The sequence below is a fragment of the Amycolatopsis oliviviridis genome (genome assembly GCF_014654365.1).
Classification (GTDB): domain Bacteria; phylum Actinomycetota; class Actinomycetes; order Mycobacteriales; family Pseudonocardiaceae; genus Amycolatopsis; species Amycolatopsis oliviviridis.
Genome location: NZ_BNAY01000001.1, coordinates 548,602 through 575,035, shown reverse-complemented (window position 1 = coordinate 575,035; position 26,434 = coordinate 548,602). Strand labels below are relative to the sequence as shown.

Genomic DNA, 26,434 nt, shown 5'->3' with positions numbered 1-26,434 from the left:
AGCACCGGCGAGCTGGTCCTCGAGGTCGCCGCCGTCCCTGCCCAGGCGGCCAGGCTGCGCGACCTCCTGGCGAACTGGGCCCTCGAACGCGGTCTTCCCCGGGAACTGGCCGAGGATCTCAAGCTCACCGCCTACGAAGCGATGACGAACGTCGTCAAACACGCTTATCCAGACGGCACCGAAGACAACGTCATGACCATCACCGCCACCCGCGAGGACGGCCACATCAAGATCACCGTCGCCGACGAGGGCCGCTGGCGCGACGGCCGCCGGCCGGACGGTGGTCGTGGGCTGCCGATCATCCGCGCTTTCGCGCCGGAAGCCTCGGTGACGAGCACGCCCACCGGCACCATCGTCCGGCTCGCCTGGCCCTGCCCTCCCGCCTGACCCGCCGTCAGCTCCTCAGCGGGTCGGCGAGGATCCCGTTGACCCAGCTGCCCGGCCGCGTGGCGGCGTCCTGACGGAGCACCGGCAGAGCGGACGGCCAGTCCACGGTCAACGCCTCGGTCTGCCCCGGCGGGATGGTCACCAGCTTCGACGGCGTCCAGGAGGTGGAGCCTCCGCTGCCCACCGAGCCCTCCGTCGGCGAGAGCACGGTGACGGTCGCGGTCGCCGTCGACCCCGCCGGGACCTCGTTGACGCGTACGCCGTTGTCCACGCGAGGCAGGTGGTAGACGGGTCCGTTCGGGTCGTCCGGTCCGACCAGGTCCACGCCGGGCACCCCGTGCAGACCACAGGTGCGCGACGAGATGTTCTTGAAGGTCAACGGAACGTCGTACTGACCCGTCGCCTCTTCGAGCTGTTTCGGCTCCCCCAGGGACACCGCGAGATCCGCCGTCCCGCACCGCGCGGTGGCGGCTTCGGCCGGGACGACCGCCGTGAGCGCGAGCGTTCCGGTCAGCACCGCGACGCCCAGGGAAACACGCTTGATCTGTTCGCCGGACATGGTTTCCTCCTTCGCTCGGCGGGATTCAGGCAGTGACGGCGGAAACGGCGGTGACCTGGACGGTGGCACCCTTCAGCGGCTCACCGGCGGGCCAGTCCGCGACGACGGGAACACCGCCGGGCCCGGTCGGCAGATCGAAGGTGATCGTCGTCGGCGTGTGCGGATTCGGCGCCTCGGCGGAGGCCTGCACGATGCGCGACACGGCCGGGTGCCCCTCGCGCAGGTTCACCGGTGCCGCGTTCGCCGCGGTGGCGTCCGGCACGACGGCGACGTCGTCGATCAGCTGCCCGTCGTCGACGAACGACAGCGCGGTCGGCGCGCCCTGGAGCTTGCAGTTCGTGGTCGGCGAGGTCGCGGTGTAGGTCAGGACGTAGGCCTCATGGCCCGCGGAGTGCGACGGATCCGGCGTCACGGTCACGTCGACGTCGGAGGCACCGCAGAGTTTGTCGCTCGGCATCGCTCCGGCGGCACCGCCCGCGACCAGAAGCCCGCCGGTCACCAGTCCCCCGACCGTGATCGCCGCGGCCACTCGCTTCACCTGGACGTTCATGACATCTCCTCCCGCTCGGTGATCGATTCACGTTGATCGAACTCACTGAGAAAGATGCCCACCCAGGGCGGGAAGATGCGTGGAGATGATGTTGATCCCTCGAAAGCAACCCCGTGGAGTGACAGACGTCTTTACGAACGTCGCACCGCGTGCGCGGCCCAGCGGCCGTTGATGCGATGAACCTCGACGTCCCGTTCATAACAGGCGGAAAGCCCTCCGTCGGTGAGGACCTCGTCGATCGGCCCCGCACCGGTGACCTTGCCGCGGCGCACCATCAGGGCGTGCGTGGCCGTCGCCGGGATCTCCTCCAGATGATGCGTCACGGTGACCGTGGCCAGTTCCGGCTGCGCCAGCGTCAGATTCTCCAGCGCCATCAGGAGGTCCTCGCGGCCGGGCAGGTCGAGACCGGCGAACGGCTCGTCCAGCAGGAGCAGCAGCGGATCGGCCATGAGCGCCCTGGCCAGCCGGACCCGGGCGCGTTCGCCCTGCGAGCACACGCGCACCGGCCGGTCCCGCAGTTCGGCGCAGCCGACCAGTTCGAGCAGTTTCGTCGCCCTGTCCCGGATCGCGTCGTCGTAGCGGTCCCACAGCGGCAGGACGCTTCCGCTGTACCCGGTGAGCACGACGGTGTGCGCGTCGTGGTTCTCCGCGTCGGGCAACCGCTGGTTGGCCCCGACGAAGCCGATGTGCGTCCGGACGTCGCGCAGGTCGACCGCGCCCATGCGGTGGCCGAGCACGACGGCCGTGCCCGCGCTGGGGAACCGCTGGGTCGAGGCCACCGAAAGGATCGTCGACTTCCCGGCGCCGTTGCGGCCGAGGACGACCCAGCGCTGCCCGTAGTCCACCCGCCAGTCCACGTCCGAGACCAGCGGCACGCGGCCGACGTGCACCTCGACCCCGGACAGCTCCACCGCCGGTCCGTCGAGGTTCGGCTGGACGAAGACGGGCTTGTGCACGGGACCTCCTCGGACCGGACCTGACCGCGTTTCATGATCGCAGGGCACGCGGCCTGGTCCCGTCCGGGGTCCGATCATCGGACGATGTCGTAGACCAGCTTCTGGACACCGTTGCCGTAGGCCTCGCTCTCCACCAGTTTGAGGCTCTGCTTGTCCTTGTCGGTGTCGCTGAACAGCTTCTTGCCCGCGCCGAGCAGGACCGGGAAGACCAGCAGGTGGTAACGGTCGATCAGGCCGGCGTCGCTGAGGTTCCGGTTCAGTTCCGCGCTGCCGTGCAGGATGATCGGCCCGCCCTCGGTCTCCTTGAGCTTCGCGACGTCGTCCAGCGACCGCAGGATCGTGGTCTCGCCCCAGTTGCCGACGAGGTCCTGGTCCCGCAGCGTCGTCGAAACGACGTACTTCGGCATCGCGTTGTACCCGGCGAATTCGACGGTCATGTCCGGCCACACCGGCGAGAACGCCTGGTAGCTGACCCGGCCCATCATCATCGCCGTGGCCTCGCCCTGCTCGCGGCTCTTGAGCTCGTAGGCGGCTTCGTCGAACTCGATGCCGTTGAAGGTCCAGCCGGAGTTGCGGTAGCCCGGCTCCCCGCCGGGCCCTTCGACGACGCCGTCGAGCGAGACGAACGCGGTGGCGATCAGGGTGCGCATCTGGTTTCTCCTTGGTGGTTCCGAACTGCTTTCGACACTGCGTCGAGCGGGAACCGGCGGATTCGACATCGTGCCGAAAATGTTTCAGGCCTCCGCGTCGCGGACCAGAAGGGCGATCTGGACGCGGTTCTCGACGCCGAGTTTCGAAAGCATGCTGCTGGTGTGGGCCTTCACCGTCGCGACGGTGATGTCGAGCCTCCGCGCCACGTCGGTGTTCGACAAGCCCTCGGCGATGGCGCCCGCGGTCTCGCGTTCGCGATCGGTCAGCGTGGCCAGCAGCTCGACCGCGGTGTCCCTCGACGCCCGGCGCGCGTCGGAGGAACGCGGACCGGTCGCCGCGGCGATCAGCCTGGCCGTGGCGGCGGGCGACAGCGCGGGTTCGCCGGTCGCGACGGTCCGGATCGCCGTCAGGATCCGCGGCGGCGGGGTGTCCTTGAGGAGGAACCCGAGCGCGCCGACGCGCAGTGCGCCCAGCACCATCTCGTCCGAGTCGAACGTGGTGAGCACCAGGACCCGCGGCGCTTCCGGCAGCCGGAGGATCTCCTCGGTCGCGCTCAGGCCGTCGCGACCGGGCATCCGGACGTCCATCAGGACGACGTCTGGCCGCTGCTCGGCCACCACGGTGACCGCGGCGTCGCCGTCGGCCGCCTCGCCGACCACGACGAGGTCCGGTTCGCCGTCGACGATCAGCCGCAACGCCATCCGCACCAGATGCTCGTCGTCGACGAGCACGACCCGTACCCGGTCGGCTTCCATTCACTCGCTCCCTTCGCGGACCGGCCACGGCAACCGCGCGGCGAGGACGAATCCACCGCCGGGGTCCGGATGGTGGTCCAGTTCTCCGCCCGCCAGTTCCACTCGCTCCGACAGCCCGAGCAGCCCGAATCCCGACACGGGCGGTCCCGCGCTCTTCCTCGCCGCGCCGGAATCCCGGATCGTCGCTCGCAAGCCGTCTCCTGCCTTCCCCTCGACGGTGACCGCCACCCGGGCTCCCGGCGCGTGTTTGCCCGCGTTGGTCAGCCCTTCCTGCACGATCCGGTAGACGGTCCTCGCGATCGCGACGGGCGGCTCGCCCTCCGTCGTGGTCGTCAAGGTGACGTCGAGCCCGAGTGCCCGCGCGTCCGCGACGAGCGCGGGCAGGTCGGTGAGCGAGGGTTGCGGCGGTTCCAGCTCGTCCGGGCTCGCCCGGAGCACCCCGAGGACGTCGCGCAGCTCCTCCAGCGCCTGATGCGAGCCGTCGGCGATCCCGCGGGCCAGCTCCGCGACCTGGTCGGCGGGCAAGTCCGGGCGATGCCCCAGCACCCCGGCCTGCATGGCGACCAGCGAGACCCGGTGCGCGAGGACGTCGTGCATCTCGCGGGCGATCCGGTGCCGCTCCACGATCCGCGCCTCGGCCGCGCGGGCGGCCTGCTCCCGCTCCGCGCTTTCGACCTGCTGCCGCAGGGAGCGCACCTCCTCGCGGCGCGCGCCGATCGCCGCGCCGATGGCCACCGTGATGCCCACCATCAGGGTGGGGAGGCTGATCACCAGCCACACCGGCCCCGGCGTCTCGCGGTGCGGGTAGAGGTCGGCGCCCAGCACCGCCGTGACCACGGACAAAACTGCGGCGACCGTCGTTTCGGCCGGTCGCCGCCGGGCGGCCAGCGAACAGAGCGCCAGCAACGACGCGCCACCGGACAGGACCGAAGCCGTCGAGGCGAGGATGACCGCGAGCGTCACCGTGACCGGGAAGCGACGGCGCCACAGCAGGGCGATCAAGCAGAGGAGCGCCAGCGCCGGATCACCGGTGATCATCCACTCGACCCTCGGTCCCGACGCGCCCACCGGCAGTTGCGACGCCGTGACGATCCAGAGCACCACGCCCATCGCGGCCGCGGCGAGCAGGCGCCAGGCCTCACCCCACGGACGGAGGGGCGGCTGGGCGCCGGCGTCGGTGATCACGGGCCCATCATGGTCGACCCGCCCGGGGCCGCGCAGCCGGACACGGGACGATCCCGGCCTCGACCTCGGTCGCGGCCGGGATCGACTTTGGTCGAACGCGGCGAGCGACGCAGTGCCGATGCGCCCGCGGCGCGTACGGGAAATCCTGGACTCATCACTGGGGAAACAGGAGGTAGGGAGTATGGGCAAGGGCGGCTATCTGGGGGTACAGATCTTCGGGATGGTGGCCGTCGCCGTCTTCGGGCAGGCCGCCATCCGCAGTCTCTTCGATCATTCCGCGACCCAGTTGTGGGGGACTTTCGACTGGGTACCCGGTGACTGGGGCGGCAGGTTGATCGTGTTCCTGCTGCTCGCGGCGGCGGGAGTCGTGCTGGCGGGCTGGGCGCACGACCGCGGGAACCAAGTGTCCCGCTAGGAGTCCGCCGGTCCGCTAGGATCCGCAGCCGGGCGATTTCCGTCTACATCGGACGGAGATCGCGGATCCGGGCGATCGCGGGGAGAGTGCATGGCGGACGGAGTTGGCTCGCTTTCGGGGTGGTCGGCGGATCCCACCGAGGTGACCAGCTACGTGGGCCGCGACGCCGAGACCGGCGAGGCACGGCGCCTGCTGGAAGCGTCTTCGCTGGTCACGCTCACCGGACCGGGCGGCGTGGGCAAGACAAGGCTGGCGTGGCGGGTCGCGGCGGCCCACCGGGAGGCCACCGCCGACGAGGTCGTGTTCGTGTCGCTGGCGGAACTGCGAGAACCGGCGCTGCTGGTGCCGACCGTGGCGAACGTCCTCGGCTTCGGCGACCGTTCCGCGAAACCGGCCATCGAGGTCGTCGTCGAAGCGCTTCAGGCGAGCCGGTTGCTGCTGGTACTGGACAACTGCGAGCATCTGGTCGACAGCTGCGCCTGGTTCGCCGACACCGTGGTCCGGGCCTGTCCCCAGGTGACCGTGCTGGCCACGAGCAGGCAATCCCTCGGCGTCGCGGGCGAACGGGTCCTGCCGGTGCCGCCGCTGGCGATCCCGGAGCAGGGCGATTCCTTCGAACGCGCGGTGAACGACGAATCGGTGCGGCTGTTCGTGGACCGCGCGACCGCGGTCGCGCCGTCGTTCCGGCTCACCGAATCCGACACCGAACCGCTGATCCGGCTGTGCCGCAGGCTCGACGGGCTGCCGCTGGCCATCGAACTGGCCGCCGTCCGCGCGCGGGCGTTGTCCCTCCGCCAGCTGGCCGACCGGCTCGACAAGCAGTTCTCCGTGCTCACGAAGGACCGGCGCGGACGGCCGGAGCGACACGAGACCATGCGGGCCCTGATCGACTGGAGCCACGACCTGTGCACCGGACCCGAGCGCCTGCTGTGGGCGCGCGCGTCGGTGTTCTCCGGAAGCTTCGACCTCGACGCCGCCGAGCAGGTCTGTTCCGGCGGCGAGCTGCCTCGCGAACAGGTCCTCGAAGTCGTCGACGGGCTGCTCGACAAGTCCATCCTGCTGCGCGAGGAGTATCCGGGCGGCGTGCGGTACCGGATGCTGGAGTCGGTGCGGGAGTACGGCGTCGACCGGCTCCGCGAGGCGGACGGGACCGCGGACCTGCGGAAACGGCACCGGGACTGGTTCGCCGAACTCGCGGGCCGGTACGCCACCGAGTGGCTGGAGACCGATCAGCTCGGCTGGATCGGCCGGTTGCGGCGGGAGCACGCGAACCTGCGCGTCGCCCTCGACCACTGCACCGGCACCCCCGAGGACGCGGTCGTCGGCCTGCGGATGCTGCGTGACGTCAAGGAGTTCTGGATCGTCCGCGGGCTGAACACCGAAGGCCGGATGTGGGTGCGGCGGCTCGACGAGGTCGCGGCGGCCGGTGTCCCGGAGCGGGCACACGGGCTGTGGCTGTCCGGTTTCCTGGCGCTGGTGCAGGGAGACATGGCCGCCTATCGGTGCATGCTGGACAGGGCAGCTGCCGAAGCCGAGACGAGCGGGGACGAACTCGCCGCCGCGTACGTGCTCCACGTCCGTGCCTACGCCGCGCTGATCGGCAACGACATGCCCGAGGCGTCGCGCCTGTTCGGCACGGCCATCGACCTGTTCCGCGCCCACGGCGACGAGGGCGCGGACCTCTGGGCGAGCTACAACCACGGGCTGGCCGTCTGGCTGGACGGTGACATCGACCGCGGCCGGGCGGTGCTCGCCGAAGCCGTCGAGCGCTGTGAACGGCGTGGCGAGGTCTTCTGGCGGGGCTGGGCGCTGTGGTCGCGGGCCGCCGCCGAGTACCTGCAAGGTGACCTCTCGGTCGCGAGCCGGTGCTGCGAGCAGGTCCTGCGCCTGCACGAACGGGTCGACGACCGCGTCGTCGTCGGGTTCACGCTCACCGTCCTGGCAGGCTGCGCGGCCCGCACCGGACGTCCCAACCGCGCCGCGATCCTGCAGGGCGCCGCGATGGACGTCTGGCGCACGGTGGGCGCCTGGCCGACCCGGTACGAGGCGTTCACCGAACCGCTCCAGACCGACACCGACACCGTGACCGCCGCGCTGGGCTGGGAGGTCGCGATCAAGGAGTTCGCCGACGGCGCCGCGATGCCCATCGGCGACGCCATCGCGTACGCCTTGGAAGAACGCTCCCCCGGACCTCGGAAACAGGCCGCGCAGGTGCTCACCAAACGCGAGACCGAGATCGCGCACGTGGTCGCCGAGGGGCTGACGAACCAGGAGATCGCCGACCGGCTCGGCATCGCCCGCCGCACGGTGGACACCCACATCGACCACATCCTGACCAAACTCGGCTACTCGAACCGGGTCCAGGTCGCCACCTGGGTCACCCGGTCCGCGGATTCCGCCTGAGGCTCACGCCGCCCTGATCGGGGTGGCGGGCCCCGCCTGCTCGGGGGTGAGCAGGTCCGCGCGCAGGGCGATCCGCAGGTCCAGCCGCTCCTGCGGATCGTCGAGCCGCGACCCGAACAGGACCCGGAGACGGCGCAGGCGGTTGCGGACCGTCTGCGGGTGGACGCCCAGGTTGTTCGCGATCTCGGGCGCCCCGCCGCGGGCGGCGAGCATCGCTTCGAGGGTCTCGGCGAGTTTGGTGCGCTCGTTCGACGGCAGATCGGCGATCGGCGCCAGGCTGCGCCTGACGAGCGCGGTGGTGAGCACTTCGTCGGCGAACAGCCAGTGCGTGGTCAGGTGGTCCGACCAGCGCACGAGGGGGCCGTCCTCGATCACCTCGCGCCGGACCAGTTCCAGCGTCCGCCGGGCCCACCGCAGCGACGACGCCGCGTCGGCGGGCGCGACCGCCGGCCCGACCGCCGCCCGCGCCCCTGCCAGGACCGTGCCGATCTCGACGTCGTCGGGCACGAGGAGGTGCGGATACTCGCCGCTGAGATCCGCGAGCACCTCCGGGCCGAACGAGGCGCGGACCGCGCCGGGCTCGGCGGCGACGGCGACCACCCGCGCGGGCGGCACCCAGCCCGCTTCGGCCGCGAGTCCCGCCCATTTCACGGGCGGGCGGCCGCTCAGGATCTCCCTCAGCAGGTCCCGGCGTACCTCGGCCATCGACGGCGTGTGCGCGGCGCGGTAGGCGGCGGTGGACAACCGGATCAGCACGTCGGCGCAGCGGAGCAGGGCCTCCACCCCGGTGTCCATCAGGGCCGATCCGGCCCCGGGCTGCCGTGACAGCGACGCCAGCACGGGCAGGGCGCCGCGGCCCGCCGAGTGGTAGGCCCGGGAGAGCCGGGCCAGCTCCTTGCCCGCGGCGTACTCGGCGACACCGACCTGCCGGAAGGCGTCCGCACCCGTGGCGATCCCCGGCGCCGAGTTCATCCCGTCGTGCTCCAGCACCAGCGCGACGAACTCGACGGCCCGCGCGTCGAACATCGGCGCGTGCTCGGGCAGCGAGTGCCGGATGCCGTCGACGACCACGCGGGCGATCACGAGCGCGGCGGAGCGCCCCGGGGCCGAAGGTGCCGGGGCAGGGCGGGCTGGGGCGTGGGACGCGGTCATCGTCGACCTCCGGAGCAGCGGGAATCGTCGGGGCGCCGAGTCTGCTACTCCGCGGTAGCGGGCACATCGGGTGAATTACGTACTCGCCTCTATCCCGCGTACGCATCACCCGTTCGTGGCGGCCACCTCCGCGGGCCGAAGGGCCCCTTCAGCCCACGGCGTTCAGTGAGGCGGCGTCAGGCGTTCGGGTCGAACGGGATCCCCGCCGGTTTCGCCTTGGCGAGTTCGCCGTTGAACGACGAGTCCCGGATCCCCAGCTGGGCGCTGCCGAAGTCGTGCCCGGTCAGCTTGTCGCGCAGCCCCGGCGGGTAGCCGTCCCAGCCGACCAGCGTCGGGTACTGCCACTGCTTCTTGTGGTTCTCCGGCTCCTCGCCGAAGTTCGCGTGCCGGAAGCAGTGCGTGCCGATCCCGTCCTTGTGGTAGATCACCTTGGGGTGCTTGCCCGTCTCGTCCCACGGGACCTGGTCGCGCTGGCGGGTCGTGTACTTGCCGTGCGCCGACGTCGACACGTACCTCCCCCACTCGCCCTCGACCCAGACGACGACGTGCTCCCAGTCGTGCCGGTGACCGGCGCTCCCCGGGCCCAGCGCGGCCTGATCCTTCTCGAAGTAGAGCGCGTACAGGTAAGCGCACCAGCCGTTGTTGCACTTCACCCGCGAGTAGGCGTTGGTGTTGTCCAGATCGGACAGATCCCGGCACTGGCCGTTGACGTCACCACCCAGCGCGAGCCCGGGCGCGAGGGTGCCGTCACGGCCGATGGCCGGGGTCGGGTAACAACCGTCGCCGTCGTAGTCGAAGGCGGGTTCGTAGGTCCGGTCGGGCCAGGGCGCGGACCAGTCCAGTGCCTGCGGCGGGGCCGCCGAGGCTGTTCCTGTCGCGAGTATCAGGGCGGTGAGCGTGCCGAGGAAGACCGTGCTGAACCGTCGCATGCGGTTATTTATTCACGGCTTGATTCAACACGGAACCTTCGTTGGTCGGCTTACTCGCAGACGGCACCGTGTGCAGCGCTCCGGACGACCTTGGCGTACTTGCCGAGGACACCGCGCGTGTACGCCGGAGGCTTGGGAGCCCAGCCCTCCCGGCGCGCCTCGATGTCGTCGATCTCGACTTCGAGGGTCCGGTTCGCGACGTCGAGCGTGATCGGGTCCCCGTCGCGCACGAACGCGATCGGCCCGGCGTCGACGGCTTCCGGCGCGATGTGGCCGACGCAGAGTCCGGTCGTGCCGCCGCTGAACCGGCCGTCGGTGATCAGCAGAACGTCCTTCCCGAGTCCGGCGCCCTTAATCGCGCCGGTGATGGCGAGCATCTCGCGCATCCCCGGCCCGCCCTTCGGACCCTCGTACCGGATGACGACGACGTCCCCGGCGACGATCCGGCCCTCGGCGAGCGCGTCGAGGGCGGCGCGTTCGCCGTCGAACACCCGCGCGGTGCCGGTGAAGGTCGATTCGTCGAAGCCCGCCGACTTCACGACCGCGCCTTCCGGCGCCAGCGATCCTTTGAGGATGGTCAGCCCGCCGGTCTTGTGGATCGGGCGGTCGAGCGGCCGGATGATCTCGCCGTCGACTCCCGCCGGCGCGATGCCTTCGAGGTTCTCGGCCATGGTCTTCCCGGTCACGGTGAGCACGTCGCCGTGCATGAGCCCGGCGTCGAGCAGCGCCTTCATCACCACGGGGATGCCGCCGACCTTGTCGACGTCGTTCATCACGTACTTCCCGAACGGCTTCAGGTCGCCGAGGTGCGGGACCTTGTCGCCGATGCGGTTGAAGTCGTCGATGCGCAGATCGACCTCCGCCTCGCGCGCGATCGCGAGCAGGTGGAGGACGGCGTTGGTCGAACCGCCCAGCGCCATCACGACCGCGATCGCGTTCTCGAACGCCTCCATGGTCATGATCTGCCGCGCGGTGATGCCCTGACGGAGCATGCCGACGACGGCTTCCCCCGATCGGTGGGCGAACCCGTCGCGGCGCCGGTCGACGGCGGGCGGGGCGGCCGAGCCGGGCAGTGACATGCCGAGCGCTTCGGCCACCGACGCCATCGTGTTGGCGGTGTACATACCGCCGCAGGCGCCTTCGCCGGGGCAGATCGCGCGCTCGATCTTGTCGACCTCGGCGCGGGTGATCTTGCCCGCCAGGCAGGCGCCGACGGCTTCGAAGGCGTCGATGATCGTGACGTCCTGGCCGTCGACCTGACCGGGCATGATCGAGCCCGCGTAAAGGAAAACGGACGCGAGATCGAGCCGGGCCGCGGCCATCAGCATGCCCGGCAGCGACTTGTCACAGCCGGCCAGCAGCACGGAGCCGTCCAGCCGCTCGGCCATCATCACCGTCTCGACCGAGTCGGCGATCACCTCCCGCGAGACCAGCGAGAAGTGCATGCCCTCGTGCCCCATGGAAATGCCGTCGGACACCGAGATCGTGCCGAACTCGAGCGGGTAGCCGCCGCCCGCGTGCACCCCGTTCTTGACCGCCTTGGCCAGCCGGTCGAGCGACAGGTTGCACGGGGTGATCTCGTTCCACGACGACGCCACCCCGATCTGTGGTTTGGCGAAGTCGTCGTCGCCCATCCCGACCGCGCGGAGCATCCCGCGGGCCGCCGCGCGCTCCAGGCCGTCGGTCACGTCACGTGAACGAGGTTTCAAATCCGGCTGGTCCTGCGGCATCGGAGCACCTTTCTTCGTGGTGGGACACCGGGCACGCTGCCAACCCGGCGCGCCCGGCGCAACTTCATCGCTCCGGTTTCGAACCACGGCGCAGCGCCACGCGCGTGATCGCATGGTGCTCGACGCCGAGCACTTCGGCCGTCCAGCCCGAGACCACCACCCGGTCGCCGGGCTTTTCCGGGATCCGGCCGAGGATCACGAGGATCAATCCCGCGATGGTCGCGTACTCCCCCGGCGGCGCGTCCCGCAGCTCCACCCCGACGTCGACGAGGTCGTGCACCGGGAAGGTGCCGGGCAGCACCAGGGAACCGTCGGTGCCGTCGCGGACGGCCAGCACGTCGCGGTCGGTCTCGTCGTAGATCTCGCCGACGATCTCCTCCAGCAGATCCTCCAGCGTGACCATGCCCGCGACGGCGCCGTGTTCGTCGACCACCAGCGCCATCTGCTCCCGCTCGGCCTTGAAACTCCGCAGCGCGTCCGAGACCCGCAGTGAATCGGGGTACACCACCGCCGGCCGGACGACCTCGGCGAGGTCTTCGTGGTCGCCGAGCAGATCACGCAGGTGCACGACGCCGACGACGTCGTCCAGATGCCCGCCGCGAGCGACCGGCGCCCGGGAGAAGCCGGACTCGGCCAGCTGCCGTCGCGCCGACCCGATGTCCTGCTCGGCCGCGAGCGTCAGCACCGCGCGGCGCGGGACGAGCACTTCCCGCAGCCGTCGTTCGTGGATCTCCAAGGCGCCGTTGATGATCATGCGCTGCTCGGCGTTCAGGCCACGTTGTGCCGAGACCAGTTCCCGGAGTTCCTCAGGCGACATCTGGTCCGGATCGGCTTCGGCCCGTCCGCCCAGTGCCCGCACGACGAAGTTCGTCGACGCGCTCAGCGCCCACACCACGGGCCTGGAGATCGCCGACAACAGGTTCAGCGGACGTGCCACGAGCAGCGCCCACCGCAGCGCGTTCTGCATCGCCAGCCGCTTCGGCGCCAGTTCCCCGAGAACCAGGGTCAGGAACGTGAGGACCATGGTCACCAGCGCGACGGCCACCGCTCCGGCGGCGTTGCCGAGGAAGCCCAGCAGCGGCACCAACGGTTGCGCGAGGGACACGGCCGCCGTCGCCGAAGCGAGGAACCCGGCGAGCGTGATCCCGATCTGGATCGTCGCCAGGAAGCGATTCGGGTCGCGCGCCAGCCGCACCAGCGTCCGGGCGGACGCCCGGCCGTCCCGTTCCAATGCCCGCAGCTGCCCTTCACGCAACGAGATCAGCGCCATCTCGCTGCCCGCGAACACCGCGTTGAGCACCACCAGCACCGCGACCAGCGCGATGTCGAATCCGTAGCCGCCCACAAGCACTCCCCGGCTTGCCCGAAGTCAGAACAGTACCTAGGGGAACGCGAAGCCGCAGATGTCGCGGACGTTGGCTACTGACGGGTAGTTCCGATACCTTCGAGGGAAGCCGCACGGACGGAGTCCTGATGTTCGCACTCAAGCCCGCTCCCGCACGGACCTTCCTGCGCCGAGCGGAGGAGATCGCCAAACCGGTCGCCCGCTGGAGCATCGGCCACGCGATCCCCCGGGTCGCCCTGCGGGCCGCGGCCCGCAGGGGCGACCTCCAGGGCAGGCTGTCCGTCGAGGCGAGCGGCGGCGCGGACCTGACCGGGTTGTTCGACGAGATCCGCGCGCACGGCGCCGTCGCCACCACCCGGGTCGGGCACGTGACCACGCGGCATTCGGCCTGCAAGGAGATCCTCACCAGCGACGCGTTCAAGACCGTGCGGTTCGTCCCGGAGAACGCGGTGCTCAACCGGCTCGTCGCCTGGTCCGAGTCCGGGCTGATCCACCCGATCCAGCCGCCCTCGCTGCTGGCCAGCGAACCACCCGACCACACGCGCTACCGGAAGCTGGTCACGCGCGTCTTCACCGCCCGCGCCGTCGAGCAACTGCGGCAGCGCACGCAGGCGATCGCCGACGAACTGCTCGACAGCCTCGATCCGGCGAACCCCGTCGACCTCATCGAGCAGTACTGCGGACTCCTGCCGGTCACCGTGATCAGCCAGATCCTTGGCGTCCCGCCCGAGGAACGCGACAAGGTGCTCGCACTGGGGGGTGCCGCGGCCCCGAGTCTCGACCTCGGACTGCCGTGGCGGACCTTCCGCACGGTGGAAGCCACCCTGGCCGAGTTCGACTCCTGGCTCATCGTGCACTTGGAGAAGCTGCGGGCGAATCCCGGTGACAACCTGCTCAGCAAGCTGATCGCCGCCCGCGAGGACGGCGTCGGCCTGACCGAGCGGGAACTCAAGGCCACCGCGGGACTGGTGCTGGCGGCCGGCTTCGAAACGACCGTCAACCTGCTCGGCAACGGCATCGCCCTGCTCACCCGGCATCCGGACCAGCTCGCGAAACTGCGCGGGAATCCGGAGCTGTGGAGCAACGCGGCCGACGAGATCCTCCGCTACGACCCGCCGGTCCTGCTCACCGGCAGGCTGTGCGCACGCGACACCGAGATCGGCGGGAAGCACATCGGCCGCGGTTCGATCGTCAGCACGGTGCTCGCCGGCGCGAACCGGGATCCGGAGATCTTCGACGCCCCTTCCGCTTTCGACGTCGAGCGGGAGAACGCGCGGGACCACGTGTCGTTCGGCGCCGGGCGGCATTACTGCCTCGGCGCTTCGCTGGCCCGGATGGAAGGCGAGATCGGGCTGCGGTCGATCTTCGAGCGGTTCCCCGAGCTGCGTCTGCTCGACGGCGCGCGGCGGCGGCAGACCCGGATCCTGCGCGGTTTCGAAACGCTTCCCGCCGCGCTCACCTGACTCGTGAGTGGTAAGGACTGTTCTATTGAGGGGTAAGACGAACGTGGCGTTTTCGTGGCGCGGATCGGCGGTCCTGCGTGACGTCAGGTCAGTATGTCGCGAGCGCCACGCTCGAGACGGTGAGTGTCCCCGGTGTGGCGCTCGGCGCGGCCTGGCGGGTCGGCGGCGTTGTGAAAGCCACTTTCGCAACGTTGAAGGTTGCGAAAGTGGCTTTCACAACATCCGACGCCTGCCCACCGGCGAGCGAGCACGACACCTGTGCCTTGCCTGCCAAGAGAACCAGCCTTACCTCTCACGAGAGGTGGCCGAATGTCTTCCGTAGCACCGAAGCTTTCGGTCCTGGACACCTCCCCCATCGTCCAGGGCTCGACCCCGCGCCAGGCGCTGCTCAACACCGTCGACCTCGCACGCCTCGCGGAAGACCTCGGCTACCACCGCTACTGGGTCCCCGAGCACCACGGCATGCGCGGCGTCGCCAGTTCGGCGCCCGCCGTCCTCATCTCCCACCTCGCGAACGCCACGCGACGCCTGCGGGTCGGCGCGGGCGGGGTACTGCTGCCGAATCACGCGCCGCTCGTGGTCGCGGAGCAGTTCGGGACCCTCTCCGCTCTGCATCCGGACCGGATCGACCTCGGCATCGGACGCGCGCCGGGCGGCTCGAAGGCCGCCTCCGCCGCCTTGAGTCCACAAAGGACGAAAGACTTCGGCGCTCAGCTCGACGAACTCCGGGATTACCTGAACCCCCGGGAAGACGCCGAAGTCAAGGCGATCCCCATCCTCGGCGGCAATGTGCCGGAACTCTGGCTACTGGGCCGCTCCCCCGAAAGCGCGGCGCTCGCCGCCGAACGTGGCATCAAGTACGCCTTCGCGCATCACCTGTCCCCCGAAGCGCCGATCAAGGGCGACCTGGTCTCCGTGTCCGTCATCGCCGCCGAGGACGACGAACGCGCCGAGTGGCTCGCGGGCTCGACGCGGCTGAAGGTGCTCAGCCGGATCCGAGGGAACCGCATCCAGCTGCCCAGCCCCGAGGAAGCGGCGGACTTTCCTTACACCGCCGATGATCGCGCGGAAATCGCGAAACGATCCGACGCCGTCCTCACCGGAAGCACGGAGACCCTCACGGCGAAACTGCAAACGATCCTCGACCGGACCGGCGCCGCCGAAATCATGGTGACGACGCCGCTTTACCATCACGCCGACCGCCGCCGCTCCTACGAACTCCTCGCCTCGCTCGCCGGCGGGCTCATGGCGTGCTCGAACAGGTCGGCCAGCTCTCGCGCGTAGGCGGCCACATCGGTGTCGGGCCTCGCCAGCAGTTCAGCCGGGGCCGCCTCCATCGCGGCGATGACCGACACGGCCATCACTCGCGGGGAGAACTCCCGGAGCTCCCCGAGCCGCTGTCCCTCGCGGAACATGTCCTCCATTTCGGCCAGCGTCTTCGCGCTCTGCCGCTCGAACCAGCTCCGCGCGGCCTCGGCATCCCTTGACGCCGAAGCGATCTGACCGATGGCGATGATCTCCTTCGGCCGCTCCGCGAAATAGAACACGAAGCCCTCGATCAGGGAACGCACCGCGGCGGCGTGACTCTCGGCCCCCTCGGCCCGCTCGCTCAGCGCCTTGTCCATCGACGCGTGCACCGTCTGCATGACCTGCTTCATCAGCTCTTCGCGTTTGGCGAAGTGGTACGTGATCAGTCCCGGGCTGACCCCCGCCCGCCGCGCGATCTGCACGAAGGACGCCTTCGCGTAGCCGATCTCGGCGATGGTCTCGATGGCCGCCGAGACGATCTGCCCGCGCCGGGCCTCTTCGATGAACGAACGCCTCCCCTGGTCGCTCGACTCATTTTCTGGTTGCATGAACAGTAGCCTAGTTGAGCGACTAGCACGGGGGAAGTCATGATCACTCGCAAGACGTTCTTGAAATCCGTCGCGGGAGCGGTGGCGGTCGCGGGTCTCGGCGGAGGTATGGCCGAGGCGGCCGGCAGACCGCGGCTCCGGGGAGGGGTCGCCTACGACACCGGGGTCCTGCACGCGGCGGGCGATCCGCTGAGCCGGGTGCGCTGGAGCCGCCGGCAGCTGGAGCAGGAGCTCCGTGTGATCGCCGAAGTCCTTCGCTGTCCCTCCATCACCGCGTTCGGCACCGAGATCGGCAGGCTCGCCGAAACGACGACCGCCGCATTGAAGCGCGGAATGGAGGTGTACGTCCAGCCCAGGCTCTACGACCACCCGCAGGACGAGGTCCTCGCACATCTGGCCGAATCCGCCCGCCAGGCCGAACGGCTGCGCCACGGTGACGACGTCAAGTTCGTCGCCGGTTGCGAGCACCTTCTCTTCACCCCGGGCATCGTGCCGGGCGCGACCTTCCAGGAGCGGATCGCGAACATCGGCGAGATCCCGCCGGAGGAATGGCCGAAGATCATGGAACGGCTGGCCGATTTCCTCGCGCGGGCGGCCGACGTCGCGCGCCGGAACTTCCGCGGCCGGATCACCTACGCCTCGATCGGCGGCGCGGAGCAGGTCGACTGGAATCTCTTCGACATCGTCGGAATCGACTATTACCCGTACTTCGCCACCGACGCGGAGTACACAAAGGACCTCGCCCAGTACCGGCGGTGGAACAAGCCCGTGGTGGTGCTGGAATTCGGCGCGTGCACCTACACCGGCGCCGCTCAGGCGGGCGGGATGGGCTGGGACATCGTCGACTACGGCCAGGAGCCACCGCGGGTCAAGCCCGGCCCTGTGCGGGACGAGCGCGAACAGGCCGATCACCTCGCGCGCCTGCTGCGCGTGTTCGGCGCGGCGGGGATCGAAGGCGCGCACGTGTACACGTTCATCGCGCCGGGCCTGCCGCATCATCCGACCCGGCCGGAGTACGACTACGACATGGCGTCGTACGGATTGGTGAAAACCCTGCGCCGACGGCACCACGACGAAGAGTCACCGTACCGGTTCGAGCCCAAGCGATCTTTCGTGGCGCTGGCCCGGCACAACCGCGGACAAGCGGGCATTTTTACCGGACCGGCCACGGAAACCGGTCAGTAACGTCGCCCTCGTGAAGACTCCGGAGCGCCAGGGCAAGGAAGCCCCGGAGCTGCCCGCCTTCACCATGATCGGATGCCTGATGGGCTTCTTCATGACCGTACTGGTCCTGATCGGCCCAGCCCTGCTCTGGATCAGCACCCACTTCGAGCCCGGCGACGACGACCGCCTGGTCGTCGTCGCCATGGGTGTGGTGTTCACGATCGGCGGAGCGGGTGTCGTCGCCTCTCACCTGTGGCAGAAAGCCCGGGCCCGCGAGACCCACCGCGCACTCGACCGGACCGGTGTCCGGGCGAAGGCGGAAGTCGTTTCCAGCACACGGATCTGGGTCGGCGAGGTGAGCACCCCGGCGGACGACGTCGACCTCGTCGTCACCGGTCCGGGCATGACACCGTTCAGCGCGCGAGTGCTCAGCGAGGACGTCGGCCGCTACGAAACGGGCACGGTGGTACCCGTCGACGTGGACCCTCGGACCCTCCTCTTCCGCCTCGCCGACTGACCGGACACGACCTGGTCGCGATCATTGCCCGGCAGCATCGTATCGCTTATCGTATATGAAATTCACCCCCCGATGCTGCGAGGTGACCTCGTGACCACCGCCACCGCCGACCCGACCACCACCACGGTCGCGCGAGATTTCACGGATTTCCGCACGGTGGTGTCGCACTCCTTCGTGCCACTGCACGTGACGAGCGAACACCGGGACCACTTCCGCGGCCGCATCCGCTCGTGCGGCGCCGACGACGTCCAGCTGACCGAGGTGACCGCCTCGGCGCACGTCGTCGAGCGGACGCCCGAGCTCATCGCCAGGGCGGACAGGCACTATTACAAACTGAGCCTGATCCTGTCCGGGACCGGGCTGCTGATCCAGGACAACCGCGAAGCGATGCTGCGCCCCGGTGACGTGGCGTTGTACGACACGCACCGTCCGTATTCCCTCGCGTTCGAAGAGGATTTCCGCACGCTGGTGGTGATGTTCCCGCAGCGGCTCATCGATCTCCCCCGCGACCTGGTCGGCCAGCTGACCGCCGTCCCGATGTCGGGCAAGCGCGGCATGGGCAACGTGGTGGTGCCCTTCCTCGCGCAGCTCGGCAGCAACCTCGACCAGCTCGGCGGGCCGGCGGGCGTCCGGCTCGCGCATACGGCGGTCGACCTGCTCGCCACGCTGTTCGCCAGCGAGCTCGATCTCGCGCGCGCGACGGCCGGGCCACACCACGAGCTGATGCGCCGGGTCCTCGCCTTCATCGACACGAACCTCTCCTCCACCGACCTCGGCCCGGCGCAGATCGCCGCCGAGCACTACATCTCCACCCGGCATCTGCACGGCCTCTTCCACGAACAAGGCACGACCGTCTCGAGCTGGATCCGCACCCGGCGCCTGGAGCACTGCCGCCGTGAACTACTCGACCCTGTGCACGCTTCACGGCCCGTCGCGGCCATCGCGGCGAAGTGGGGTTTCGTCGACGCGCCGCATTTCAGCCGCGTGTTCAAGACGGAATTCGGTTGCTCGCCGAGCGAACTGCGCCGCGGCTTGACCGTGAGCGACCGGTTGTTGCCGCCCAGCGCGTGACGGCTGGCCCTTCCCGGGCGGTCGCCTGAACGATGACCGCATGTCCGATGCACCCGAGGAACAGTGGCGTACTTATGACGAGTTCGCCGCCGGAATAGCCACCTACCGCCTGCCCAACGCGGACCTGTCGGGACGCGAGCTCACCGTCACCCTCGACGACGGGACGACGCTCGCGCTGCGGTTCGAGGACGCGGAAACCGTCACCTGCAACGGCATCAAGGATCCGTACGACGCGGTCGCCGTCCGGGAAGACGTTTTCTTCGTCAATCTCCCCCTTACCAGCGTGGAAGGTGAAGCGCTCACCGTCGTCTTCTCCACGACGACACATCGTGCGCTCGCCGTCCGTTCGGTCATCGGCGCCGAGGACGTCGAGGGCGTTCCCCGTGTCTCCCAGACGTTCTGGGCCGGCACCACCGACGCGGGCACGCCGGCCGGTGAGGTACCGGGGCCGTCGCGCGACCTGATCGGCAAGCGCAACGTCTACCGCTACAGCCCGGAACACCTTTACGAGCACGTGTACGTGTCTTCGCAGCGCTATGCCTGGCAATGCCTCGAAGGCGTGCAGCGCGGCCACGGGGACATGGACCTGTCGACGGTGTGGAAGTTCCAGGACGGGCTCTACCTGTTCTGCTTCCGCGAATTCCGCATCGCCGTGGCGAGCGTGTGGCTGCACGACCTCGGCTACGCGCTGAAGACCACCGGCGTCTTCCTCGGCCTGACCGGCGACGGCCGGTCGGAACATTCCCGCGCGGGCGGGCACATCTACCCGCTCGGCTCGGTCTCCTACCCCGACGCTCAACCGGTCTGACCCCCACAAGCGCAGCCGCGGTTCACCAAAGACAGCAGGGAGCTCGAATGTCCAATCTAGACATCATCGCCGCGCACTATGCCGCGAGCGACCGGGGCGATCTGGCGGGCATGCTGGCCCCGCTCGGTCCCGAGACCACGTGGACGGAGGCGGCCGGTTTCCCTTACGCCGGCACCTACACGGGTCCGGAGGAGGTCCGGGACAACGTCTTCGGCGCGATCGCGAAGGACTGGGACGGCTACACCTTCACTCTCGGAGATCTCCTCGACGCCGGTGACGCGGTGATCGGTCTCGGCACCTACCAGGCCAAGCACCGCGAGACCGGGCGCTCGTTCACCGCCCGCGTCGCGCACGTGTGGAAGTTCGAAGGCGGCAAGGTCGTCTCGTTCGAGCAGATCGTCGACTCGGTGCCCGTCGTCGCGGCCATGGAGAACCGGTGAAGCCCGCGCGGCGCCTGGTCGCCCTCTCCGCCGCCGTCCTGCTCGCGACGGCGGGCTGTGCGGGTGCCGACAGCGGGGCCGGCGGGCCGATCGTGGTCGGCTCGGTCAACGCGCTGAGCGGCGCCGCCACTTTCCCCGAGGCTTCCCAGGCGGCCAAGGCGGTCTTCGACGCGGCCAACGCGAGCGGCGGCGTGAACGGAAGACAGATCCAGTACAAGGCCCTCGACGACAAGGGCGACCCGGCCGCCGCGGCGGCCGCGGCCCGTGAGGTCGTCGGGCGCGACGAGGCGGTGGCGCTGGTCGGTTCCTCCAGCCTCATCGAGTGCGAGATCAACAACAAGTACTACGAGCAGCAGAAGATCCTGTCCATCCAGGGCATCGGCGTCGACCCGGCGTGCTTCTCCAGCCCCAACATCGCCCCGGCCAACGTCGGTCCCTACCACGACATGACGCTGACCCTGCTCTACGGCTCGGAAACGCTGAAGCTGAACGACATCTGCGCGCTGCTGGAGATCGCGGGCAACACGCTGCCGTCGTACCAGGCGGCCATCGACGAGTGGTCGGCCATCACCGGCAAGAAGCTCAAGTACCTCGACTCCACCGTGCCCTACGGCGGTTCCGACTACACCTCCTACATCGTCAAGGCCCGCAACGCCGGGTGCAAGGCGATCACGGTGAACCCGGTCGAGCCGGATTCCATCGGCCAGCTCAAGGCCGCCGCGGCGCAGGGCTGGAACGACGTCACCTGGCTGCTGCTGACCAGCGTCTACAGCGAGAACTACGCCAAGGCCATCACCAACGCCGGCGCCGGGGTGTACGTGCCCGCCGAGTTCTACCCGTTCACCGACACGGCCAGCCCGCAGAACAAGGACTGGCACGACCTGATGACCAAGAACAACATCCCGCTGACCTCGTTCAGCCAGGGCGGTTACCTGGCGGCGAAGTACTTCCTCGACGTCGTCAAGGGGATCAAGGGTGACGTCACCCGCGAGTCGGTGACCAAGGCGCTGCGCGAGATGCAGCCGATCACGGATCCGATGGTCGGTACGCCGTACGTCTTCGGGCCGGGCCAGACGCACCACGACAACACCGCGGGCTGGCCGATCAAGCTCGCCTCCGGCACCAACAAGTGGGAGCTCGCGGCGAACGACTGGCTGCGGATTCCCAAGAAGTAACAGGAGGATTCGATGCTGCAGGGAGCGCTGGCAGGCCTGGCCGCCGGCGGACTGTACGCGGTATTGGCGGTGTGCCTGACACTGATGTCGCGGTTGGTGCGGGTGGTGAACTTCGCCCAGTCGGCCACCGGGATGTTCGGCTGCTACGTGGCGGTGTTCCTGGCCGTCGACCTGGGCCTGCCGATGTGGCTCGCCACCGTCGCGGGGATCCTGCTCGGCGGGCTGCTCAGCGCGCTGCTCGGCTGGATCGTGTCCACCTGGCTCGCCGAGGCGGACACCGGCACCCGCTCGGCGGTCACCGTCGCGGTGCTGCTCCTGCTGATCTCGTTGTCGTTCATCCTGTTCGGCAACAAACCGCAGCCGTTCCATCCGATCCTCGACGGCCCGGCGGTCACCGTCGGCGGCGTGGTGATCAGCCAGGTCACCGTGGTCACCGTGGCGCTGGCGGTCCTCGTGGCGGTCGCCAGCAGGCTGGTGCTGAGCCGGACCCCGGCGGGGGTCCAGCTCAGGGCGCTGTCCGAACGCCCGACGACGGCGGAACTGCTGGGCATCCCGGCGAAACGGCTCAGCGTGGCGGTCTGGGCGGTCACCGGGGTGGTCAGCACGCTGGTCATCTCGATCGTCGCGCCGTCGCAGTCCAACGACGCGACGTCGCTGGCGATGCTGGTCGTCCCGGCGGCCGCGGCGGCCCTGCTCGGCGGTTTCCGCCGGCTGGACCTCGCGGTCGGCGGCGGGCTGGGCCTCGGCCTGATCCAGGGCGCGGCCGCCCAGGTCGACGGCCTTTCGGTGGTGCGGTACTTCCTGCCGTTCGTCGTGATCGTCGCGCTGCTGCTCTGGTCGCAGCGCAAGGAGGTGTGGGATGCGGCTCGCTGAACGCGGGATACGCACCGGGATCCCGTTCGTGGTCGCCATCGTGGCGATCGCGGTGGGCTACGGCCTGAGCGTCGGGCTCGACGGGTACTTCGTCTACCTGGGCATGAGCGCCGTCGTCGCCGGGATCTCGCTGCTCGGGCTGGGCGTGGTCACCGGCAGCGCGGGGATGATCTCCCTGTGCCAGCTGACGTTCGGTGCCGTCGGCGCCTGGGTGGTGTCCGCGCTGAACGAGGCGCAGGCGCCGGGCGGGTTCCTCACCTGGCTCGTCCTCGGCGGTCTCGCCGCCGGGGTGGTCGGCGTGCTCGTCGGTCTCCCGGCGTTGCGGCTGCGCGGGATCAACCTCGCCGTCGTCACGCTGGGGCTCGCCGCCGCGGCCGACCTGGCGCTGGTCCAGCTCCAGTTCCCCGGTGTCTCCGGCGGGATCTCGGTCGAACGGCCGGACGCCTTCTCCGACGACCGGAGCTATTTCCAGCTCGCCGTCGTGGTGCTGGTGCTGTGCTGCCTGGCCGTGTACTTCCTGCGCCGGGGCCGCTGGGGCAGCGCGTGGCAGGCGGTGGCGTTCTCCGAACGCGGGACGGCGGCCGCGGGCACGAGCGTGCGGACGTCGAAGCTGACCGCGTTCGCGGTGAGCGCCACCCTCGGCGGGATCAGCGGCGGTCTGCTCACCGGGCAGGTCGGGCTCGCGTTCCCGGCCAGTTTCACCGCGATCCAGTCGCTGGCGCTGTACGTGCTGGCGATCATGTCGGGCGCGCATCTGATCGACATGGCCGTGTTCGGCGCGGTGCTGTGGGTCGGGGTGCCGGAACTGCTCAAGCGCTGGGGAATCCCGCAGGACTGGGGTTTCGTGGTGTTCGGTGTCCTCGGCGTCCAGGCGCTGGCCGGCGGCGGGAACCTGGGCACCACGGTGCGGCAGGTGTGGTATCGGCGGTCGAAGAAGGAACCGGCGAAACTCGACCTCGCCGCCGGGACCGCGGAAATCGAGCCCAAGGCGCCCGGTCCGCCGGTGCTCACCGTGCGCGGGCTGAGCGTGAACTTCGGGCACGTGGCCGCACTGTCCTCAGTGGACATCGCGGTCCCGGAGCACGGGGTGCTCGGCGTCATCGGGCCCAACGGCGCGGGCAAGTCGACGCTGGTCGACGCGATCAGCGGCTTCCTGCCGAACGCCGAGGGCGCGGTGGAACTCGGCGGAAAGCCCCTGACCGGGTCGCCGTCGACCCGGGCCCGCGCCGGGCTGCGCCGGACGTTCCAGCAGGACCGCGTCCCGCCGGGACTGACTGTCGGGGCGTACCTGAAGTTCCTCGCTCGCCGACGGCTCACCGCCGACGAGATCGGCGAGGCCCTGGACTTCTTCGGCTGTCCCGCCGCCCGCACCCCGCTGTCGCAAGTGGACGTCGGCGCGCGCAGGCTGGTCGAGGTCGTAGGGCATCTGCTGGCGCGGCCGCGGGTTCTGCTCCTCGACGAGCCGGCCGCCGGGCTCCCGCACGAAGAGCACGTCGCGTTCGGGGAACGGCTGCGGCAGGTTCCCGCGCGGTTCGGGGTGTCGGTGCTGCTCATCGAGCACGACCTCGACCTGGTGCGTTCGGTCTGCGACACGATCACCGTCCTCGACTTCGGCCGTGTGCTGGCCTCCGGTCCGCAGGCCGAGGTGCTCGCGGATCCGGCCGTGCTCAAGGCGTACATGGGTGAAACGGAGATGCTGTGAACGCGTTGCGGATAGCGGGGCTGACGGTCACCCGCGGTGCCGGGCCGGTGATCCGGGACGTCGACCTCACCCTGGAACCGGGGCGGATCACCGCGCTCGTCGGGCCCAACGGCGCCGGGAAGACCAGTCTGCTGGAGGCCGTCTCCGGCGTGGTGCCCGCCGCGTCGGGGACCGTCCACATCGGACCGGACGAGATCACGAAGCAGTCGAGGGTCTCCCGCGCCCGGCGGGGTCTGGCGCATATCGAGCAGGGGCGGGCCGTGTTCGGCGGGCTGACGGTGCTGGAGAACCTGATGCTCACCGCGCGCACCCGCACGCGGGCCGACGAACTGTTCGAACTGTTCCCGGAGCTGGAGAAACGTCGTGACTCGCCGGCCGCGCTGCTCAGCGGTGGCGAGCAGCAGATGGTGGTGCTGGCCCGCGCCTTCGCCGCGCGGCCGTCGTTCCTGCTGATCGACGAGATGTCGCTGGGCCTCGCGCCCGTGGTGTTCACCCGGCTGCTGCCGATGGTGACCCGGTTCGCCGAGGAGGGGGCGGCGATCCTGCTGGTCGAGCAGTTCACGCACCTCGCCCTCGGGGTGGCGAGCAATGCGCTGGTGGTCTCTTCGGGGCGCGTCACCTATGCGGGTTCCGCGCAGGAACTGCTGGACTCCCCCGGCACCCTGCACGCGGCCTACCTCGGCGAGTCCTGAAGCGCGTGAAGGCCCCCTTCCCTCGGCTGAGCCGAGGGAAGGGGGCCTTCACGCGCTATGGCTAAGAACCCATGCCCGCGCGTTCGAAGGCCAGGGTCGGCAGGTCGACGGCGTGCGCGCCGCCGTCCGCCACGATCACCGCGCCGGTGATGTACGACGACTCCGAAGAGCCCAGGAACCGCACGATCGACGCGATCTCCTCCGGCTCGGCGGGACGGCGCAGCGGGACCTCGGCGGTGACGCGACGGTAGCCCTCGTCGTGACCACCGTCGAAGCCCGCGGCCTCGGCGAACTGGTCCATCTCGCCGTCCGCCATCGGGGTGCGCACCCAGCCGGGGCAGACCGCGTTCGCGCGGACGCCCTTCGGCCCGTAGTCGCGGGCGATCGAGCGCGTCAGCCCGATCAGCGCGTGCTTGGCGACGGTGTACCCGGCGACGTTCGGCCCGGCGAACAACCCGGCCAGCGACGACACGATGACCACCTGACCGCCGGTTTCGACGAGCGTGGGCAGCGTCGCCCGGCAGAACACGAAGGCGCTGGACAGGTTCGACCGCAGGGCCAGTTCCCATTCCTCGTCGCCAGTGTCGGTCACCGACGAGAGACCGTGCCCGCCGGCGTTGGCCACCACGACGTCGATCCGGCCGAACTTGCCGACGATCTCCGCCGCCGCGCTTTCGGCGGCTTCGCGATCGCTGGCGTCGCACGCGATGACGTGCGCGCCGGTTTCGGCGGCCACCTTCTCCAGCGGTTCGAGCCGTCGCCCGAGCACCACCACCTGGGCGCCCTCGTCGGCGTACCGGCGGGCGACCGCGGCACCGATACCGGTACCGCCACCCGTGATCGCGACAACCTTCTTCACTTGCGGAGTCCTTTCTAAGCGGGAAAACCAGAGCGGGCCGAGACGCCGAAATCGGCGAGCACGGCCTGGCCGTTGACCGCCCGCGAACGCGCGGACGCGAGATGGAGCACCTGCCAGGCGACTTCTTCAGGAGCCTGCACCGGGAACGCGGGATCGTCGAGCACCTCGCCCAGATCACCGCGCGCCATCGGGGTGTCGACCACCGACGGGCACACGCAGTTCACCCGGACGCCGGGCAGATCGACCGCGAGCGCCCTGGTCATCGCGACCACGGCGCCCTTCGAAGCGCAGTAGGGCACCATGCCGGGCGCGCTGGTGAACGCCGAGTCGCTGGCCAGCAGCACGACCGAGCCGTTCGACGCGGTGAGCCAGGGCGCGGTGTGCTTGACCAGCAGGAACTGGCCGGTGACGTTGACCGCCATCAGCGCGGCGAAGTCGTCGGCCGAGGTTTCGATGGCCGGTGTCCCCACCGGACCGGAGATCCCGGCGCAGCCGACCACGACGTCGAGCCCGCCGAACCGGCTCGCCACGGCGTCGACCGCGGCGGCCATCGACGGCTCGTCGGTCACGTCGGCGTGGACCGCCAGGAGACCGTCCGCGAGAATCGGCACGGGTGCCCGGTCGAGGGCGCCGACCCGCGCGCCCTCCGCCAGGAACGCCTGGACGCAGGCAAGGCCGATACCGGACGCCGCGCCGGTCACCAGCACGGCCTTGCCCGCAAGCTCCAGTCCCATGGCGTCATCCTGCGGTCCGGACCTTTCGCGGCGGTTGGCCATCCGTGCATCCTTCTTGTCGAC

26 protein-coding genes and 1 pseudogene are annotated in these 26,434 nt (G+C 70.0%); 14 read left to right on the top strand and 13 right to left on the bottom strand.

The window, feature by feature from the left end; genetic code table 11:
- Positions 1–3: 3 nt before the first annotated feature.
- Positions 4–387: pseudogene (locus tag IE302_RS02170) on the top strand (ATP-binding protein); the annotation flags it as partial.
- 7 nt (positions 388–394) lie between these two features.
- On the opposite strand, the gene IE302_RS02165 reads toward IE302_RS02170, so the two are convergent.
- The 6 genes from IE302_RS02165 to IE302_RS02140 all read right to left on the bottom strand — a co-directional run bounded on the left by IE302_RS02165 (position 395) and on the right by IE302_RS02140 (position 5,043).
- The gene (locus IE302_RS02165) at positions 395–946 is read right to left on the bottom strand and encodes a DUF4232 domain-containing protein (RefSeq protein WP_191251199.1); all 552 of its coding nucleotides are present in this window, start codon (positions 944–946) and stop codon (positions 395–397) included.
- 25 nt (positions 947–971) lie between these two features.
- Positions 972–1,496, bottom strand: a complete 525-nt coding sequence (locus IE302_RS02160) for a DUF4232 domain-containing protein (protein ID WP_191251197.1) — start codon at positions 1,494–1,496, stop codon at positions 972–974.
- 131 nt (positions 1,497–1,627) lie between these two features.
- The gene (locus IE302_RS02155; protein ID WP_191251196.1) at positions 1,628–2,452 is read right to left on the bottom strand and encodes an ABC transporter ATP-binding protein; all 825 of its coding nucleotides are present in this window, start codon (positions 2,450–2,452) and stop codon (positions 1,628–1,630) included.
- Positions 2,453–2,526: 74 nt separating this feature from the next.
- Positions 2,527–3,102 (bottom strand): dihydrofolate reductase family protein, encoded by a 576-nt coding sequence (locus IE302_RS02150; protein ID WP_191251194.1) that lies wholly within the window; start codon positions 3,100–3,102, stop codon positions 2,527–2,529.
- 84 nt (positions 3,103–3,186) lie between these two features.
- Entirely contained in the window at positions 3,187–3,858 is a 672-nt protein-coding gene (locus IE302_RS02145) for a response regulator (RefSeq protein ID WP_191251192.1), read from the bottom strand.
- On the bottom strand, positions 3,859–5,043 hold the full coding sequence (locus IE302_RS02140; protein ID WP_191251190.1) for a sensor histidine kinase: 1,185 nt from the start codon (positions 5,041–5,043) through the stop codon (positions 3,859–3,861).
- A 181-nt stretch (positions 5,044–5,224) separates the two neighbouring features.
- Here IE302_RS02140 and IE302_RS02135 point away from each other — a divergent pair, with 181 nt between their 5' ends.
- Both IE302_RS02135 and IE302_RS02130 read left to right on the top strand, forming a co-directional pair.
- Entirely contained in the window at positions 5,225–5,458 is a 234-nt protein-coding gene (locus tag IE302_RS02135) for a hypothetical protein (RefSeq protein ID WP_191251188.1), read from the top strand.
- A 90-nt stretch (positions 5,459–5,548) separates the two neighbouring features.
- Positions 5,549–7,861 (top strand): ATP-binding protein, encoded by a 2,313-nt coding sequence (locus IE302_RS02130; protein WP_191251186.1) that lies wholly within the window; start codon positions 5,549–5,551, stop codon positions 7,859–7,861.
- 3 nt (positions 7,862–7,864) lie between these two features.
- On the opposite strand, the gene IE302_RS02125 is transcribed toward IE302_RS02130, so the two are convergent.
- From IE302_RS02125 to IE302_RS02110, 4 genes are all read right to left on the bottom strand, one after another.
- Complete coding sequence (locus IE302_RS02125) at positions 7,865–9,013, bottom strand: PucR family transcriptional regulator (protein ID WP_191251184.1); 1,149 nt, start codon at positions 9,011–9,013, stop codon at positions 7,865–7,867.
- Between the two features lie 176 nt (positions 9,014–9,189).
- The gene (locus IE302_RS02120; RefSeq protein WP_191251182.1) at positions 9,190–9,942 is read right to left on the bottom strand and encodes an NPP1 family protein; all 753 of its coding nucleotides are present in this window, start codon (positions 9,940–9,942) and stop codon (positions 9,190–9,192) included.
- Between the two features lie 50 nt (positions 9,943–9,992).
- Positions 9,993–11,672 carry a dihydroxy-acid dehydratase gene (gene ilvD, locus IE302_RS02115; RefSeq protein ID WP_191251180.1) on the bottom strand — a complete coding sequence of 560 codons (1,680 nt, stop codon included), beginning with the start codon at positions 11,670–11,672 and terminating at the stop codon, positions 9,993–9,995.
- A gap of 64 nt (positions 11,673–11,736) precedes the next feature.
- Positions 11,737–13,017 carry a hemolysin family protein gene (locus IE302_RS02110; RefSeq protein ID WP_191251178.1) on the bottom strand — a complete coding sequence of 427 codons (1,281 nt, stop codon included), beginning with the start codon at positions 13,015–13,017 and terminating at the stop codon, positions 11,737–11,739.
- Positions 13,018–13,145: 128 nt separating this feature from the next.
- Between IE302_RS02110 and IE302_RS02105 the strand changes: the two genes are divergently transcribed.
- Together IE302_RS02105 and IE302_RS02100 are read left to right on the top strand one after the other, a co-directional pair.
- Positions 13,146–14,480 (top strand): cytochrome P450, encoded by a 1,335-nt coding sequence (locus tag IE302_RS02105; RefSeq protein WP_191251176.1) that lies wholly within the window; start codon positions 13,146–13,148, stop codon positions 14,478–14,480.
- Positions 14,481–14,789: 309 nt separating this feature from the next.
- Entirely contained in the window at positions 14,790–15,764 is a 975-nt protein-coding gene (locus IE302_RS02100; protein ID WP_191251175.1) for an LLM class flavin-dependent oxidoreductase, read from the top strand.
- On the opposite strand, the gene IE302_RS02095 is transcribed toward IE302_RS02100, so the two are convergent.
- Entirely contained in the window at positions 15,692–16,336 is a 645-nt protein-coding gene (locus IE302_RS02095; RefSeq protein ID WP_191251173.1) for a TetR/AcrR family transcriptional regulator, read from the bottom strand. The genes IE302_RS02100 and IE302_RS02095 overlap by 73 nt on opposite strands.
- Positions 16,337–16,375: 39 nt before the next feature.
- Between IE302_RS02095 and IE302_RS02090 the strand changes: the two genes are divergently transcribed.
- From IE302_RS02090 to IE302_RS02050, 9 genes are all read left to right on the top strand, one after another.
- The gene (locus IE302_RS02090) at positions 16,376–17,521 is read left to right on the top strand and encodes a glycoside hydrolase family 113 protein (RefSeq protein ID WP_191251171.1); all 1,146 of its coding nucleotides are present in this window, start codon (positions 16,376–16,378) and stop codon (positions 17,519–17,521) included.
- A 10-nt stretch (positions 17,522–17,531) separates the two neighbouring features.
- Positions 17,532–18,017, top strand: a complete 486-nt coding sequence (locus tag IE302_RS02085; protein ID WP_191251169.1) for a hypothetical protein — start codon at positions 17,532–17,534, stop codon at positions 18,015–18,017.
- Positions 18,018–18,089: 72 nt separating this feature from the next.
- A complete protein-coding gene (locus IE302_RS02080) occupies positions 18,090–19,088 on the top strand; it encodes an AraC-like ligand-binding domain-containing protein (protein ID WP_191251167.1) in 999 nt (332 codons plus the stop codon).
- 40 nt (positions 19,089–19,128) lie between these two features.
- A complete protein-coding gene (locus tag IE302_RS02075) occupies positions 19,129–19,896 on the top strand; it encodes a MoaF C-terminal domain-containing protein (RefSeq protein ID WP_191251165.1) in 768 nt (255 codons plus the stop codon).
- A 47-nt stretch (positions 19,897–19,943) separates the two neighbouring features.
- Positions 19,944–20,336, top strand: a complete 393-nt coding sequence (locus IE302_RS02070; protein ID WP_191251163.1) for a nuclear transport factor 2 family protein — start codon at positions 19,944–19,946, stop codon at positions 20,334–20,336.
- Positions 20,333–21,511 (top strand): ABC transporter substrate-binding protein, encoded by a 1,179-nt coding sequence (locus IE302_RS02065; protein ID WP_191251161.1) that lies wholly within the window; start codon positions 20,333–20,335, stop codon positions 21,509–21,511. Before IE302_RS02070 ends, IE302_RS02065 begins: the two co-directional genes overlap by 4 nt.
- Positions 21,512–21,523: 12 nt before the next feature.
- Entirely contained in the window at positions 21,524–22,384 is an 861-nt protein-coding gene (locus IE302_RS02060) for an ABC transporter permease subunit (protein WP_191251159.1), read from the top strand.
- On the top strand, positions 22,371–24,086 hold the full coding sequence (locus IE302_RS02055) for a branched-chain amino acid ABC transporter ATP-binding protein/permease (protein ID WP_191251157.1): 1,716 nt from the start codon (positions 22,371–22,373) through the stop codon (positions 24,084–24,086). The genes IE302_RS02060 and IE302_RS02055 overlap by 14 nt, the downstream gene beginning before the upstream one ends.
- Positions 24,083–24,778, top strand: a complete 696-nt coding sequence (locus IE302_RS02050; protein WP_191251155.1) for an ABC transporter ATP-binding protein — start codon at positions 24,083–24,085, stop codon at positions 24,776–24,778. Before IE302_RS02055 ends, IE302_RS02050 begins: the two co-directional genes overlap by 4 nt.
- Positions 24,779–24,839: 61 nt before the next feature.
- On the opposite strand, the gene IE302_RS02045 is transcribed toward IE302_RS02050, so the two are convergent.
- Both IE302_RS02045 and IE302_RS02040 read right to left on the bottom strand, forming a co-directional pair.
- On the bottom strand, positions 24,840–25,637 hold the full coding sequence (locus IE302_RS02045; RefSeq protein WP_191251153.1) for an SDR family NAD(P)-dependent oxidoreductase: 798 nt from the start codon (positions 25,635–25,637) through the stop codon (positions 24,840–24,842).
- A 14-nt stretch (positions 25,638–25,651) separates the two neighbouring features.
- A complete protein-coding gene (locus tag IE302_RS02040; RefSeq protein WP_191251151.1) occupies positions 25,652–26,371 on the bottom strand; it encodes an SDR family NAD(P)-dependent oxidoreductase in 720 nt (239 codons plus the stop codon).
- Between the last annotated feature and the right edge of the window lie 63 nt (positions 26,372–26,434).

Excerpts from the sequence above, each read along its gene's own strand:
- IE302_RS02060 (WP_191251159.1), top strand. The coding sequence starts at position 21,524 with ATGCTGCAGGGAGCGCTGGCAGGCCTGGCCGCCGGCGGACTGTACGCG.
- IE302_RS02165 (WP_191251199.1), bottom strand. The coding sequence starts at position 946 with ATGTCCGGCGAACAGATCAAGCGTGTTTCCCTGGGCGTCGCGGTGCTG.
- IE302_RS02130 (WP_191251186.1), top strand. The coding sequence starts at position 5,549 with ATGGCGGACGGAGTTGGCTCGCTTTCGGGGTGGTCGGCGGATCCCACC.
- IE302_RS02125 (WP_191251184.1), bottom strand. The coding sequence starts at position 9,013 with ATGACCGCGTCCCACGCCCCAGCCCGCCCTGCCCCGGCACCTTCGGCC.
- IE302_RS02080 (WP_191251167.1), top strand. The coding sequence starts at position 18,090 with ATGCTGCGAGGTGACCTCGTGACCACCGCCACCGCCGACCCGACCACC.
- IE302_RS02095 (WP_191251173.1), bottom strand. The coding sequence starts at position 16,336 with ATGCAACCAGAAAATGAGTCGAGCGACCAGGGGAGGCGTTCGTTCATC.
- IE302_RS02090 (WP_191251171.1), top strand. The coding sequence starts at position 16,376 with ATGATCACTCGCAAGACGTTCTTGAAATCCGTCGCGGGAGCGGTGGCG.
- IE302_RS02145 (WP_191251192.1), bottom strand. The coding sequence starts at position 3,858 with ATGGAAGCCGACCGGGTACGGGTCGTGCTCGTCGACGACGAGCATCTG.
- IE302_RS02150 (WP_191251194.1), bottom strand. The coding sequence starts at position 3,102 with ATGCGCACCCTGATCGCCACCGCGTTCGTCTCGCTCGACGGCGTCGTC.
- IE302_RS02075 (WP_191251165.1), top strand. The coding sequence starts at position 19,129 with ATGTCCGATGCACCCGAGGAACAGTGGCGTACTTATGACGAGTTCGCC.
- IE302_RS02070 (WP_191251163.1), top strand. The coding sequence starts at position 19,944 with ATGTCCAATCTAGACATCATCGCCGCGCACTATGCCGCGAGCGACCGG.
- IE302_RS02105 (WP_191251176.1), top strand. The coding sequence starts at position 13,146 with ATGTTCGCACTCAAGCCCGCTCCCGCACGGACCTTCCTGCGCCGAGCG.
- IE302_RS02055 (WP_191251157.1), top strand. The coding sequence starts at position 22,371 with ATGCGGCTCGCTGAACGCGGGATACGCACCGGGATCCCGTTCGTGGTC.
- IE302_RS02120 (WP_191251182.1), bottom strand. The coding sequence starts at position 9,942 with ATGCGACGGTTCAGCACGGTCTTCCTCGGCACGCTCACCGCCCTGATA.
- IE302_RS02160 (WP_191251197.1), bottom strand. The coding sequence starts at position 1,496 with ATGAACGTCCAGGTGAAGCGAGTGGCCGCGGCGATCACGGTCGGGGGA.
- ilvD (WP_191251180.1), bottom strand. The coding sequence starts at position 11,672 with ATGCCGCAGGACCAGCCGGATTTGAAACCTCGTTCACGTGACGTGACC.
- IE302_RS02040 (WP_191251151.1), bottom strand. The coding sequence starts at position 26,371 with ATGGGACTGGAGCTTGCGGGCAAGGCCGTGCTGGTGACCGGCGCGGCG.
- IE302_RS02135 (WP_191251188.1), top strand. The coding sequence starts at position 5,225 with ATGGGCAAGGGCGGCTATCTGGGGGTACAGATCTTCGGGATGGTGGCC.
- IE302_RS02100 (WP_191251175.1), top strand. The coding sequence starts at position 14,790 with ATGTCTTCCGTAGCACCGAAGCTTTCGGTCCTGGACACCTCCCCCATC.